General features: G+C 65.1%; 11 protein-coding genes and 1 tRNA gene. 5 read left to right on the top strand and 7 right to left on the bottom strand.

Annotated features, from left to right (window positions below; genetic code table 11):
• Positions 1–55 precede the first annotated feature (55 nt).
• The 4 genes from A3K89_RS00395 to A3K89_RS00380 all read right to left on the bottom strand — a co-directional run bounded on the left by A3K89_RS00395 (position 56) and on the right by A3K89_RS00380 (position 3,287).
• Positions 56–481, bottom strand: a complete 426-nt coding sequence (locus tag A3K89_RS00395; RefSeq protein WP_068420915.1) for a cold-shock protein — start codon at positions 479–481, stop codon at positions 56–58.
• A 71-nt stretch (positions 482–552) separates the two neighbouring features.
• Positions 553–1,065 carry a DUF3145 domain-containing protein gene (locus A3K89_RS00390; protein ID WP_068420492.1) on the bottom strand — a complete coding sequence of 171 codons (513 nt, stop codon included), beginning with the start codon at positions 1,063–1,065 and terminating at the stop codon, positions 553–555.
• Positions 1,066–1,208: 143 nt separating this feature from the next.
• Entirely contained in the window at positions 1,209–2,021 is an 813-nt protein-coding gene (locus A3K89_RS00385; protein ID WP_068420913.1) for a serine hydrolase domain-containing protein, read from the bottom strand.
• 138 nt (positions 2,022–2,159) lie between these two features.
• Complete coding sequence (locus tag A3K89_RS00380) at positions 2,160–3,287, bottom strand: NDMA-dependent alcohol dehydrogenase (protein WP_068420491.1); 1,128 nt, start codon at positions 3,285–3,287, stop codon at positions 2,160–2,162.
• Between the two features lie 159 nt (positions 3,288–3,446).
• Here A3K89_RS00380 and A3K89_RS00375 point away from each other — a divergent pair, with 159 nt between their 5' ends.
• Both A3K89_RS00375 and A3K89_RS00370 read left to right on the top strand, forming a co-directional pair.
• On the top strand, positions 3,447–5,582 hold the full coding sequence (locus A3K89_RS00375; RefSeq protein WP_068420490.1) for a molybdopterin-dependent oxidoreductase: 2,136 nt from the start codon (positions 3,447–3,449) through the stop codon (positions 5,580–5,582).
• A gap of 34 nt (positions 5,583–5,616) precedes the next feature.
• Positions 5,617–5,690: transfer RNA gene (locus tag A3K89_RS00370), tRNA-Ile, on the top strand.
• A gap of 22 nt (positions 5,691–5,712) precedes the next feature.
• Here A3K89_RS00370 and A3K89_RS00365 read toward each other — a convergent pair.
• The gene (locus A3K89_RS00365; RefSeq protein WP_068420488.1) at positions 5,713–6,201 is read right to left on the bottom strand and encodes a universal stress protein; all 489 of its coding nucleotides are present in this window, start codon (positions 6,199–6,201) and stop codon (positions 5,713–5,715) included.
• Positions 6,202–6,305: 104 nt separating this feature from the next.
• Here A3K89_RS00365 and A3K89_RS00360 point away from each other — a divergent pair, with 104 nt between their 5' ends.
• Positions 6,306–6,755 carry a cupin domain-containing protein gene (locus A3K89_RS00360; protein WP_068420487.1) on the top strand — a complete coding sequence of 150 codons (450 nt, stop codon included), beginning with the start codon at positions 6,306–6,308 and terminating at the stop codon, positions 6,753–6,755.
• A gap of 102 nt (positions 6,756–6,857) precedes the next feature.
• On the top strand, positions 6,858–7,568 hold the full coding sequence (locus A3K89_RS00355; protein ID WP_068420912.1) for a GAF and ANTAR domain-containing protein: 711 nt from the start codon (positions 6,858–6,860) through the stop codon (positions 7,566–7,568).
• Between the two features lie 6 nt (positions 7,569–7,574).
• Here A3K89_RS00355 and A3K89_RS00350 read toward each other — a convergent pair whose 3' ends face one another.
• Positions 7,575–9,056 (bottom strand): MFS transporter, encoded by a 1,482-nt coding sequence (locus A3K89_RS00350; protein WP_068420486.1) that lies wholly within the window; start codon positions 9,054–9,056, stop codon positions 7,575–7,577.
• The gene (locus A3K89_RS00345; protein WP_068420485.1) at positions 9,053–9,649 is read right to left on the bottom strand and encodes a PadR family transcriptional regulator; all 597 of its coding nucleotides are present in this window, start codon (positions 9,647–9,649) and stop codon (positions 9,053–9,055) included. Before A3K89_RS00345 ends, A3K89_RS00350 begins: the two co-directional genes overlap by 4 nt.
• Positions 9,650–9,897: 248 nt before the next feature.
• On the opposite strand from A3K89_RS00345, the gene A3K89_RS00340 reads away from it, so the two are divergent.
• Positions 9,898–14,076: a bifunctional nitrate reductase/sulfite reductase flavoprotein subunit alpha gene (locus A3K89_RS00340; RefSeq protein ID WP_068420911.1), complete on the top strand. Its 4,179-nt coding sequence runs from the start codon at positions 9,898–9,900 to the stop codon at positions 14,074–14,076.
• Positions 14,077–14,152: the final 76 nt, after the last annotated feature.

The raw sequence follows: 14,152 nt of genomic DNA, 5'->3' as shown, positions 1-14,152 counted from the left end.
GCCCCGGTGAACACACCGGGGCACAGTCTTCTGTGGCGGTCGAGCACCGGCTGCGTCAGCCCTCGACCCAGTTGTGAGACCGTGCAATGCGGGTGACGACCTCGCGGACATCGAGAACCTGTTCGGCAGTGAGCCCGGGGTGCGAGTGCAGCAGAGCCTCGGTCAATTCGGCGGTGAAGGCAGGGAGCGACAGGACGTCGCATACGACGTCGTCGTAGCTGGTCTCGGCCGGCGGAACCACCGCGGGAACGGCCGCGCGGGTAACCGGTTTCGGTGATTCGATGACGCGGACCTGACCTGCCTTGGGCCCACGGTCGCCGTCCTCGGCGACATATTCGACGCGCACACCGGGTGCCAGCAGTCGTTTGTCGAACGTCAGATCGTTGACGTGAATGAAGACGTCCTCACCTCCGGCGTCGGGCGCGACGAAGCCGTACCCCTTGTGTTCGTCGAAACGAATGATCTTGCCCGTCGAGAACATCGACACCACCCACATCGCCGGCTGTTGTGCACCACTTCTCGTGCCGCGGTGCGGATACTACCGGGGCGAGGTCACCCCGCGGTGCGGCTCAACCACGTGACCTCGGAACCGCCACCGCCGGTGCGGTAGGGCTCGAGCGCGTCGTCCCACGCACTCCCCAGGGCGTGCTCGATCTCGGCGGCGAGATTGCCGGAGTTGCCCTCGATCATCGACTTCAGGCGCATCTCCCCCAGGATGACATCGCCGTTGGCGCTGGTCGAACCGCGCCAGAGCCCCAGTCCCGGCACGTGCGCGAAGCGTTCTCCGTCGACGCCTTCGCTCGCGTCCTCGGTCACCTCGAACCGCAGCATCTGCCACGCCCTGAGCACGCCGGCGAGCGCGGCGCCAGTGCCGACCGGACCGACCCAGTTGGTGGTGGCGCGCAGCTGACCGTCCGACGCAGGCTGAGCCGACCAACCGAGGTTCGCGCGGGAGTTCAGTGCATCGGACAGCGCCCATTCCACGTGCGGGCACAGCGCGGCAGGCGACGAGTGGATGTAGACCACACCCGACGTCGCGTCCGCGAATTGATTCAACGCGCGCATTCCACAACACCTCCAGCTTCGACGAGGGACGTCTTCCCCAACGACCTCGACACGGGCTGCAGATGCTCGGTGAGAACACGTGCGTGCACTAGTGTGCCCGGAGTTACCCCTGTTGCGCTAGTGCATTCGTGAATTCATGCGTGTCACCTGCGGTTGTTGTGCAGAATTTCGTCCGACAGCTCGGGCCACAGCGGCTTCGCCCACTCTCCGAACGCCAGATCGGTGAGCACCACGGCGGCAAGATTCGCGTCGGGGTCCACCCACAGGAATGTCCCCGACTGGCCGAAGTGGCCGAAGGTCCGCGGGGAATTGTTCGCACCGGTCCAATGGGGGCTCTTGGAGTCGCGCAACTCGAAGCCGAGACCCCAGTCGTTGGGCTTCTGCATCCCGTAGCCCGGCAGAATGCCGGACAGCCCGTCGAACTGCACCGTGCGCGCTCGCCCGAGCATGTCGGGAGAGACAAGCTGCGGAGCGAGAAGTTCGGCCGCGAACGCCGACAGGTCACGGACCGTCGACTGCGCGCCGTGCCCAGCCGAGCCTGTCAGCGTCGAATTCGTCATCCCGAGCGGTTGGAACACCGCCTCGTCGAGATAGGTCTCGAACGGGATACCGGACTCCGACGCGATCTTGTCGGCGAGCACCTCGAAGCCTGCACTCGAATAGATGCGCTTGGCCCCCGGTGCGGCCTGCACCTTCTGCTCGGCGAACGCGAGACCCGACGTGTGTGCCAGCAGATGCCGAACCGTCGAACCTTCCGGTCCTGCTGGCTGATCGAGGTCGACGGCCTCTTCCTCGATCGCGACGAGCGCCGCGTACGCGACCAGAAGCTTCGTCACCGACGCGAGTTCGAAGACGCGCTCGACGTCGCCGTACTCGTCGGTGACACCCGCAACCGAGACCACCCGCGCTGCAGCATTGTCGACGGGCCAACCGGCAATCAAATCCAGACTGTGCACGGCGACAACCTTAATGGGGGTCGTTCCTGCAGGCTCCACTCCGGCCTTGAGGGGGGTCGTTCCCTGTCACGGCATCGATGTCACACGAAAGCCTTCTATCGGATGCCACGGGCCATCGATGCGGCCCAGAGGGCCCGCCTACCGATCCGCGTCGGTGTATTCGATGACCCCGCGGATGTTCTTGCCGTCGAGCATGTCCTGGTAGCCAGTGTTGATGGTGTCGAGGGTGTATGTGTTGGTGATCATCCCGTCGAGGTCGAGTTGTCCGCTCTTGTACATCGACAGCAGCCGCGGAATGTCGTGTCGCGGATTTCCGCCGCCGAAAATGGCGCCCTGAAGGTCCTTCTGCAGCATCGTGAACAGGAACAAGTTCAGCTTGACGTCCATGTCCTCCATCCGACCCATTCCGGTGACGACGCACCGGCCCGCCTTGGCCGTGAGAAGCAGCGCGGCTTCGATGTCCTCACCCTTGATCTCGCCGACGGTGATTATCGTCTTCTCCGCCATCCGACCCTCTGTCAGTTCCATCAGCGGCATCAATGCCTCTGCGGCGCTGGGGAATACGTGGGTGGCACCGAACTTGAGGGCTTGATCCCGTTTGAACGGAACAGGATCCACGGCAACGACCTTCGACGCACCCGATCGCACGGCACCCTGCAACGCACTGATGCCCACTCCCCCGACGCCGATGACGACGACGGTGTCACCCGGTGCGACCTTCGCGACGTTGACGGCCGAGCCCCACCCCGTCGGCACGCCACAACCGACGAGTGAGGCGACGTCGAACGGTATGTCGTCGTCGATCTTGATCGCCGACGTCTCGTGCACCGTCATGTACGGAGAGAACGTTCCGAGCAGACACATCGCGATGACGTTCCGGCCCCGCGCCTGGATGCGAAATGTGCCGTCGCTGATGGCCATTCCGCCGAGCAAGCCCATGCCGAGGTCGCACAGATTCTGATGCCCGTTCGCGCACGCCGGACAGTGACCGCACGACGGAATGAACGACAGGACGACGTGATCGCCCTCCTGCAGAGTCTTCACCTCCGGCCCCACCTTGGTCACGACGCCCGCCCCCTCGTGCCCACCCATGACAGGGAACGACGGCATCGGCGTCGCACCGGTGACGATGTGGTGGTCCGAATGACACATACCGGCCGCTTCCATCCGGATCTGGACCTCGCCCGCCACCGGGTCACCGATCTCGATCTCCTCGACGGACCACGGCTCGTTCAAACCCCACAGCACAGCGCCCTTGGTTTTCATGACCCACTCGCCTTTCGCCCGCCGAATCGACCCGCCCGCCGGGCCGGTTTCACGTCCGACGATAACGCAGACACCGCCAGAATTGGAACACGTTCTAGGTTCGTTCTCGTTCGCCCGAACGCGGCAGCGCTAGGCTCTCGGCAGACGAAGGGGTGGTCGATGACTAAGAAGTACGGATCCTGCAACCTGTGCGAAGCCGTCTGCGGACTCGAGTTCACGGTCGAGGACAACACCGTCACGTCGATTCGCGGCGACAAGGACGATCCACTGTCGCGCGGACACATATGCCCGAAGGCCCTGTCGCTGATCGACCTGCACGAGGACCCCGATCGGTTGATCAAACCGGTGCGACGCGTCGGCGACGGCTGGGAGGAAATCGACTGGGACGTCGCTTACGACCTCGTCGTCGACGGCCTCGTGTCGACGCGTGAGCGGTACGGGCCGAGCGCCGTCGGCATCTACCAGGGAAATCCGAGCGTGCACAGTCTGGGATCGATGACGCACGGCATTCCGTTCACGTCGATGCTGCGCACCAGGAACCGGTACTCGGCGACGTCTCTCGATCAGCTGCCACACCAGCTGGTGAACCACCTGCTCTACGGCCACCAACTTGCCCTGCCGATCCCCGACATCGACCGCACCGACTTCTTCCTCGTCCTCGGCGGCAATCCGATGGCGTCGAACGGCTCAATGATGACCGTGCCGGACTTCGCCAATCGCGTCCGAGCATTGAAGGCACGGGGCGGAACGCTCGTCGTCGTCGATCCGCGCCGGACCGAAACCGCCGACGTCGCCGACGAACACCACTTCGTCCGCCCTGGAACCGACGCCCTGCTGCTGATGGCGTTGATCCATGTCGTCGTCGAGTCCGGCAGGACGCGCGTCGCCGAGTACGTCGACGGCGTCGACCAGGTCGCTCGGATCGCCGCCGACTTCACACCGGAAGCGGTTGCTCCCGCCGTCGGGATGTCACCGGAGGACATCGTCTCGCTCGCAACACGTTTCGCATCCGCGGAAGCCGCCGTCGCGTACGGAAGAATGGGCGTCTCGACACAACGCTTCGGCACCGTCTGCCAGTGGGCCATCCAGGTGCTCAACATCCTGACCGGAAATCTGGATCGGATCGGCGGCGCATTGATGACCGACCCTGCGATCGACCTGGTCGGCAGATCGATCGTCGGCCGAGGCCATTTCGACAAGTGGCGCAGTCGAGTTCGCGATCTCCCCGAATTCGCGGGCGAATTCCCCGCCTCGACGTTGGTCGACGAAATGACGACCCCCGGCGGCGGGCAGATTCGTGCCATGGCCGTCCTGTCGGGCAACCCGGTGCTGTCGGTGCCCGGCGGCCGTAAGCTCGACGACGCGTTCGCCCATCTCGATTTCATGGTCTCGTTCGACTTCTACATCAACGAGACCTCACGACACGCGAATGTCATCCTGCCGCCGACGATGTCGCTCGAACGAGATCATTACGACCTGATATTCCAGGCGTTCGGCGTGCGCAACACCGCCAAATTCTCCCCTGCCGTCGTGACGAAGAAGCCCGGCGCGAAGGCCGAGTGGGAAATCTACCGTGACCTCGCAGTGCGGTATCAGTCCGCGCTGTCGCGCTCTCGTACGGACCGCGTGCGCCGACGCCTGACCCCGAAGTCACTGAAAACCGAAGCACGCTTGCGACTTTCACCGCGCCGTACCGTCGACCTGCTGCTGCGAACGGCACGCAGAGGCTTGTCGGTGTCCACACTGACGGCGTCGCCCCACGGGATCGATCTCGGACCGCTCGAACCTGGCCTGCCCGCGAAACTGCACACCCGGAACAGACGGATTCACTTGATACACGACGTCGTCGTCGCCGAGCTCCCGGCACTGCACGACGTCCTGCACCACGCACCCGTCACCACGGGTGAGGAACTGCTGATGATCGGTCGACGACATCTGCGCAGCAACAACTCGTGGATGCACAACGCACCCCGCTTGACGAAGGGTCGGCCGAGACACCACCTGTGGGCACATCCCGACGATCTCGCCGCTCGCGGAATCGACGACGGTTCCGTCGTGTCGGTGACTTCGGCAGCCGGGACGGTTCGCATCGAAGTGCACGCCAGCGACCGGATGATGCCGGGCGTGGTCAGCATGCCGCACGGTTTCGGCCACCAGCGCGACGGCGTCGCGTTGTCCGTGGCGACGACCGTGGTCGGCGCGAGCGCCAACGACGTCACCGACTCCCAGCAGGTCGACGCGGTGTCCGCGAACGCGATCCTCAACGGCGTCCCAGTGACGATCTCGCGGACGTGATCCAGTAGCATTCTGACCGCTCGCTGTGCGAGATGGGGCGGTAGCTCAGTCGGTTAGAGCCGTGGACTCATAATCCATTGGTCGCGGGTTCGAGCCCCGCCCGCCCCACATTTTCCTCGCCCGACGTCGGTCAGGGAACCACCGTCACCGGCCAGCGTCCGGCTTTGACCAGGCGCACCGCGACGGACCCGAACATTCTGTGCCCCGCTCGCTCGGATGCGCCGACGACGATGGCGTCGGCGCGCAGTTCGTCCGCGACGGCGACGAGCCCGTTGAACGGATCTCCCTGTGCCGTACGGAATTCCCAACGGATCGAGTCGACGTGCTTGGCTTCCTTCTCGATGTAGGCCAGCAGCTCGGCTGCGATCTGCTCTCCGGTCTCGACGAGCGAGATCCCAGCCTGACCCCACGCCGCGGTCGCGATCGGTTGCACGTAGACGAGCACGAGCAGCGAACCCTGGCGTCTGGCGAGCCCGGCCGCGTAGGCAGCAGCCCGCCAGGCCGAGTCGGAGCCGTCGATGCCGGCGAGAATGACCTTCGGCCCGTCGACGCCGTACTCGAACACGTGCTTGTCGAAACCCTGTGCATCGAAGCCCTGTGCTTCCGGAGTCTCTCCCACGACTGCAGGGTACTGATCGAGGACCGGTGATCGCCGTTACCCACCCGGACGAGTGGACACGGCCCTACTCTGAATGGGCTGAACCCCGGATGAGAGTGGGACCCATGCCGAAGTACTTCCGCCCGGTCGTCGTCGTCTCCTGCCTGGCAGTGGCAGCTTTCTCCCCCGCCGTCGCGGGCGCCACGCCGCCGTCGGGCGTCACCGCCGACACTCTCGCCCACGTCTCGTTCCCGCTCCTGCCCGGCAGCGCAGAGATCGCAGGCACCGACGTCACGGTCAGGAAGATCACCATCGCTCCCGGCGGCACCACCGGGTGGCATTTCCACGACGGCCCGGTCTACGCATACGTCGACACCGGGGTCCTGACGCGCACCCTGCACGACTGTTCGCGCGTGACCACACCAGCCGGACAGACCATCGCCGAGGAGGTGGGCGGCGATCACGTGCACGAGGGCATCAATCTGGGCGACGTGCCGGTCGTGCTCTACGCCGCGTATATCGAACCGCCGGATAAGCCGTTCGCGGAGGACGCTCCCGCGCCGGAGTGTGCGTGACCCGATCAGGATTTCAGCGGTTCGACTACCTGTGGGTATCGTTGCCGCGAGGTATGACCTCGCGGCGCGCGCGGTTGACCTGGAGTGTTCAGGGAGGACACGATGTCGAACGATGAGTCCCCTGCGGATCCACGCACGGTGTTCAGCGCTTTGGCCGACATCGTCTACCGCGGGACGAACGCCGACGAGATCTACACGGCTATCTGCGTCGCTGCCACGCTCCTCGTTCCCGGCTGCGACCACGCGAGTCTGATGCTCGTTCGTCGCGGTACGCCGGTGACCGTCGCCGCGTCCGACCAGGTTGCACGCACCGTCGACGACATCGAGCGGGCGACCGGCGAAGGCCCGTGCCTCGACGCGCTCTCCTCCGAAACCGCTCAGATCGAACCGGACTTCCTGACGCCGTCTGCCTGGCCCGCGCTGGGCCGTGGCGTCGTCACTCGCACACCGGTTCGCGGCGCGATGGGCTTCCGGTTGATGCTGGACAACAAGAAGGTCGGTGCGCTGAACCTGTTCTCCGACACACCGAATCGGTTCGACAGCGCCGTGGCCGACGACGCCATCGTCCTGACGGCGTTCGCGGCCGTCACCGTCTCCGCCATCATGAACGGCGAAGAAGCGGACACCCTACGTGTGGGTCTCGAGAGCAACCGCGAGATCGGCAAAGCGATCGGTCTGCTGATGGCGTCGCACAACGTGACCGACGACCAGGCGTTCGAGATGCTACGTAAGACGTCGCAGGACATGAACGTCAAGATCGCGGCGCTCGCCCAATCCGTGGTGGCGGCTCACACGCGCGATCTCGACGCCTGACAGCTTCTATCCGCCTGCAGGAGCCCGTCGCGAATCGACACGCTTGGGCAGCGCGAAGACCAGGAGCAGTGCCAGCACTCCGAACGCCGCGCTGACGCCCATCGCCACCGCCGCGGCGTGCATGAAGCCGCTGGCGACGGTGTCGGGTCCGGTGATGTGCAACGACCCGAACAGAACGCTGCCGATCACCGCGATACCCGCGGCACTGCCGACACGCTGCATCGTCTGGATGACGCCGCTTCCCGCGCCCGCATCCTGCGGATCGACCGTCGCGACGATGAACTGCGCGTTGGGCGCGATGAAGGCTCCGTTGCCCAGTCCACCGATCAGCAACGGCGGCAACAGCATCCACCCGCTCAGATCCGCGGCGTCCACGGTGGCGAGCAGGATCCACAGCCAGATCAAGGCGACCGCGACGAACGACGTACCGAGCAGCAGCACCCCGCGCCCGAGACGCTGCGTGAGCTTGTTGCTCTGCGACGACGCGATGATGCTGCCGATCGCGAACGGGACCGTCACGATGCCCGATGCCAGGGCGGAGTTGCCGAGTCCGGTCTGCCACAGCAGCGACAGCGTGAAGAAGATACTGGTGAATGCGGCGAAGTAGACGAGTGCCAGGATCGTGCCACCGGTGAAGGCGGGGTGCGTGAACAGCTTCGGCGGAACCAGCGGGTTCAGACCACGCTTGGTGTAGGACACTTCCCACGCGCCGAACACCGCGATGAGCACTACGCCACCGACGAGCGAGACGTACGTCCAGGTCGGCCACCCCTGATCCTGTCCCTCGATCAGCGGGACGAGCAGTGCGACGAGACCTGCGGTGATGAGCGCCAGACCGACCCAGTCGATGCCCGACTGCCGCGGCTGACCCGAGTCCACACGCTGCGGAAGCAGAAGGGCCGCAGCGATCAGCGCGACGACTCCGATCGGAAGGTTGACGAAGAACACGCCGCGCCAGCCGTCGGCCTCGCCGAACGCCTCGATGATGAGACCACCCACGATGGGGCCGAGTGCGGTGGATACACCGATGACCGCGCCCATGATCGCAAACGCCTTGCCGCGCACCGGCCCCGGGAACAGGAGCTGGATGAACGCCGTGACCGCGGGCACGAAGATGCCGCCTGCGAGTCCCTGGACGACGCGAGCGAGCACCAACTGGATGTCGTTCTGCGCGAGACCGCACGCGAGGCTTGCAAGGGTGAACAGTGCGAGCCCGGTGAAGAACACCCACTTGTGGCCGATTCGGTCACCGACCTTGCCCGCCGGAATCAGCGCCAATCCGAACGCGAGCGCGTAGCCGGAGATGATCCACGACAACGTCGCTTCCGACGCGTCGAGGCTGGTTTCGATCGTCGGCAGGGCAACGTTGACGATCGTCGTGTCGAGCAGCGCCATGAACATTCCGAGCAGCAGGACTATGAGCGCCTGCCATGCCCGGCGTGGGACTTCCACCGAAGGCGCCGAAGCGCGAGAGTTGGTTTCGGTCATGTCGTACAGCCGTCCTTGGTGTTCGGTAGGGGTGGAATTTCTCGGGTTCGTTCGTCGGCGACGATGTCGGGAAGCGCCGCGACGAGGTTCTCGTGCCAGTCGATCTCGGCACGTAAGCGTGCCTCGCGGTGGGCGAGGGCGAATTTCTCCGCGACGGACAGATACGGCTGCGCTCCTGCGTTCGCGGTTTCGGCGTCGACCAGATGTTGCTTCAGCAGCGCCACCCGCGCGGCGATCACGTCGGGTAGAACGTCGAGACGAGCGGGATCCAGCCTGGTCAGCCCCAGATCGAATGGATCGGGACGAAGCGCGAAGTGACTCAGGGCATCGCTGCGCAGCTGCTCGAGTGCGGAGCGCCCGGTGCCGGTGATTCCGTAGACGACTCGGGCCGGGAAGTTTCCCGCCTGCTCGGTTCGGATATCCGCGATGAGCCCTTCGGCGTGCAGTCGCTTGAGCGCGCCGTAGAGGCCACCCACGGAAATGTCGGTCCAGAGGTGTACGTGCTCTTCCTCGGCGAGCAACCTCAGCTGGTGCCCATGCATCTCGCCACGCTGCGCGAGCGAGCCGAGTATGAACAGGCGGATGGAAGACACGCGACTACTCTCGCACGAGTAGTTTCACCACGTCAAACCACTACACGCCCCTGACCAGCAATTTTGTCCGATTAGTCCCATCCTGCGGGGTGGCTCTTGCCGCGCATCCAAGACGACGAGTCGTCCGGAAGCGCGAATATCACCGGCACCGGCCCCCGACGGTGAGGACAACGTCACGCGCGGCTAACGGTCGTGTCATGGATGCGAATCGTCGGATTTGCATCGTGGAGGGCGTGACGGAGACAGGCGTGGCAACCGGAGTGGTCGAGCCCGGCGTGGACACGGTGAAGACAGTGTGCGCGTATTGCGGCGTGGGATGCGGAATCACCCTGCAGATCGGTCGACCCTCCGATTCCGAGCTCCGCGTGATTCATAAGTCGGTCGGCGATACGGCACATCCCGCGAACTTCGGACGCTTGTGCACCAAGGGCTCGACCACCGCGGACATGCTGGCAGCCCCGGGACGCCTGACCACAGCGCGCGTGCGACTCGACCGCGGCGACGACCCCGTCGACGCCGACGTCGTCGACACCATCAAGAAAACGGCACAGAAGCTGCGTGCGCTGATCGACGAGCACGGACCCGACTCGTTCGCGATGTACGTGTCCGGACAGATGTCCTTCGAGGCTCAGTATCTGACGAACAAGCTGACCAAGGGCTACATCGGCACCAACCAGATCGAGTCCAATTCGCGGCTCTGCATGGCCAGTGCAGGCACCGGCTACAAGCAGTCGCTGGGGTCCGACGGGCCGCCCGGATCGTACGAGGATTTCGACCACGCGGACGTCTTCTTCGTCTCCGGTGCGAACATGGCCGACTGCCATCCCATCCTGTTCCTCCGCATGATGGATCGCGTCAAGCAGGGCGCCAAACTGATCGTCGTCGACCCGCGTCGTAACGCGACCGCCGACAAAGCTCACCTGCATCTGCCGATCGCGCCTGGCACCGATCTCGACCTGCTCAACGGTCTGCTGCATCTCCTCGTCGCCGGAGGACACACCGATCCGGAATTCATCGCGGAGTTCACCGACGGCTGGGACGGCATGGAGGATTTTCTCGCCGACTACACGCCGGCTGCGGTCAGTGCCAGGACAGGAATCGCCGAAGACGATCTGCGGACCGCCGCACGATGGATCGGCGAGGCCGGCAACTGGATGAGCTGCTGGACGATGGGCCTGAACCAGTCCACCCACGGCACGTGGAACACGAACGCACTGATCAACCTGCATCTTGCGACCGGCGCGATCTGCCGGACGGGCAGCGGACCGTTCTCGCTCACCGGCCAGCCGAACGCCATGGGTGGCCGCGAGATGGGCTACATGGGCCCCGGACTTCCGGGCCAGCGCAGCGTCCTCGTCGACGACGACCGCGCCTTCACCGAGGAACAGTGGAACCTCCCGCCGGGCACGCTGCGCACCGACGTCGGTGGCGGCACCGTCGACATGTTCGCCAAGATGGCCGACGGCGACATCAAGGCATGCTGGATCATCTGCACCAATCCCGTTGCGTCCGTGGCGAATCGCAAAACCGTCATCGCGGGCCTCGAACGTGCGGAACTCGTCGTGACGCAGGATGCATTCGACGACACCGAAACCGGCGGATACGCCGACGTGGTTCTGCCTGCAGCGTTGTGGACCGAGTCCGACGGCGTGATGATCAACTCCGAACGGAACATGACGCTCTTCCGCACGGCAACGGATGCGCCGGGACAGGCGATGCCCGACTGGAAGATCATCGCGATGATGGCGTCGGAACTCGGATACGCCGACGCGTTCGACTACGCGAGCGCCGAGGACGTCTTCGAAGAAATCAAACGCTTCTCGAATCCCAAGACCGGGTACGACCTTCGGGGCGTAACCTACGAACGTCTCGCGCGGACGCCGCTGCAGTGGCCGTGCCCGCCCGACGACGACCGCGACCGCCACCCCATCCGCTATCTGAACGATGGCGTCAGCCAGACGCTGCGGACCCTCGACGACGGCAGCGTGCCCCGCTTGTCCTTCCCGACGCCGACCGGGCGCGCGCAGTTCTTCGCGCGTCCGTCGATGACACCCGCCGAGATGCCCGACGACGACTACCCGTTCCTGCTGAACACCGGTCGGCTGCAACATCAGTGGCACACGATGACGAAGACGGGCAAGGTCGCGAAGCTCACCAAGCTGAATCCCGAACCGTTCGTCGAGATTCATCCACTCGACGCGGAAAGGATCGGATGCGTGACGGGCGACCGGATCGAGGTCGCGTCGCGTCGTGGCCGGGCCGTGTTGCCTGCGCGCGTCAGTGACCGGGTCCGCCCGGGCGACTGTTTCGCACCGTTCCATTGGAACGACTCGTTCGGCGAGTACCTGGCGATCAACGCCGTCACCAACGACGCCGTCGACCCGTACTCGCAGCAGCCGGAGTTCAAGGTGTGCGCGGTGACACTGACGAAAGTAGCTGGGCACCAGGCACACGACGCAGCATCCACCCAGAATGCAGTGTCCACCGAGAACACAGTGTCCGCCGAGAACACAGGGGGAACGATGTCTCCGATCGATGCCCTCGCACAGCTTGTCGGCGACCATTCGGGGCCGGACCTGCCCTTGCCCCTGATCGAACAACGGTATGTCGCAGGGTTGTTGGCGGGCTTACGCTCCGACGGGTCGGCGGCCGGAGTCCCGACGTTGCCGACGGCCTCTCCCCTGTCGCCGGAGACGCACGCGTGGTTGAGCGGGCTGCTGGCCGGCGTCTACTCTCGGGCCGACGCCTCCTCCCCCGGCTCGGCTGTAGCCGAGACCGCCGAGACCGGCGAAATCACCGAGACCGTTCCAGTTTTGGTGCTGTGGGCGTCACAGACCGGGAATGCCGAAGAGTTCGCGTCGTCCTGCGCATCCGCGCTCGAATCCGCCGGATTCATCGTCAAAAGCCATGTCATGGACGATTTTTCGGCGTCCGACCTGACACGATACCGTGACGTTCTGCTCGTCAGCAGCACCACCGGCGACGGCGACGCACCGGACAACGGCGCTGCGTTCCTGGACGGGCTGACCGGCGACGACGCGCCCGACCTGTCGGGAATTCGGTTCGCCGTCCTCGGGTTCGGCGACTCGAACTACGACGACTTCTGCGGCAACGCCCGGCGACTCGAAAGCCGGTTCGTCGACCTCGGAGCGGAGCGCCTGGTCGGCCGGGTCGATTGCGAGCCGGACTACGACGAGGCGGCCTCGGTCTGGCTCGACCGCGTCCTGGCGAAGCTGGGCTCGTCCGACAGTCGGGCCGTCGCCGATTCTGCCGTGCCCGTCGCGCCCAACGCACCGAAACTCGTTGCGACCTATGGAAAGAAGTCACCACTGCCGACCGCACTGGTCCGCAACACACGGATCAGCGCCCCCGGATCCGCGAAAGATGTGCGCCAGTTCGGATTTCACCTTCCCGAGGGCACGGTGAGCTACGAGGCAGGTGATGCGCTCGGAGTGTGGCCCCGCAACAGCGACGCCCTGGTGGACGAGTGGCTGGATCTGACGAAATTGGACGGTGAGACCGTCGTCGACCTGGCCGGACACGACTCGATGCCGCTGCGGACCGCGCTGCGTCACCGCCTCGAAATCGCGAAAGCTACTCCCGCCCTGCTGAAGTTCGTGCATTCTCGAACCAGAGACGCCGACCTGGAACGGTTGTTGTTGCCCGAGAACAAGAGTGCGCTGTCCGATTGGACCTGGGGTCGCCAGTCGGTGGATGTACTCACCCACCTGCCCGTCCGAGCAGGTATCGACGAGTGGTTGGAGGTGCTGAGTCCGCTTCAGCCGCGGCTGTATTCGATCTCGTCGAGCCCGAAGGTCGATCCCGACGAGGTGCAGCTGACGGTGTCGACGGTCCGCTACAACGTGCATGGCGTGCCGCGGCGCGGAGTCTGCTCGACGTACCTCGCCGACCACGCCGAGGACGAGGACGTGGGCATCTTTGTACAGAAGTCGACACACTTCAAACCACCGGAGGACCCGACGGCACCGATGATCATGATCGGCCCCGGCACGGGCGTCGCGCCGTTCCGTGCTTTTCTCCACGAGCGTCGCGCTCTCGGACACACCGGCCCGAACTGGTTGTTCTTCGGTGAGCAGCACGCCGCGACCGATTTCTACTACCGCGACGAACTGACGGCCATGGTCGACGACGGCTTTCTCACCCGCCTCGATCTGGCGTTCTCCCGCGATCAGAGCTCCAAGATCTACGTGCAGGACCGCATGGCCGAGCACGGCGCCGAGTTGTGGCGCTGGATGCAGCAGGGCGCGAACTTCTACGTGTGCGGCGACGCGTCGAGAATGGCCAAGGACGTCGACGGCGCGTTGAAAGGCATCGTCGCGCAGCACGGGAAATTGGCCCCGGCCAGTGCGGATGCCTACGTGAAGGCCCTGGCGGCGGAGAAACGATACGTGCGCGACGTCTACTGAGTCGGGTACGAAACCTGTCGACGGGCGCTGGGGTCGTAGGATCCACGCGAGGTGTGAGCCACCCGGCAATTAAGCC

The organism is Rhodococcoides kyotonense (assembly GCF_001645385.1).
Classification (GTDB): domain Bacteria; phylum Actinomycetota; class Actinomycetes; order Mycobacteriales; family Mycobacteriaceae; genus Rhodococcoides; species Rhodococcoides kyotonensis_B.
The sequence above is the reverse complement of the archived record's forward strand: the minus strand, read 5'-3'. Positions and strand labels throughout refer to the sequence as shown.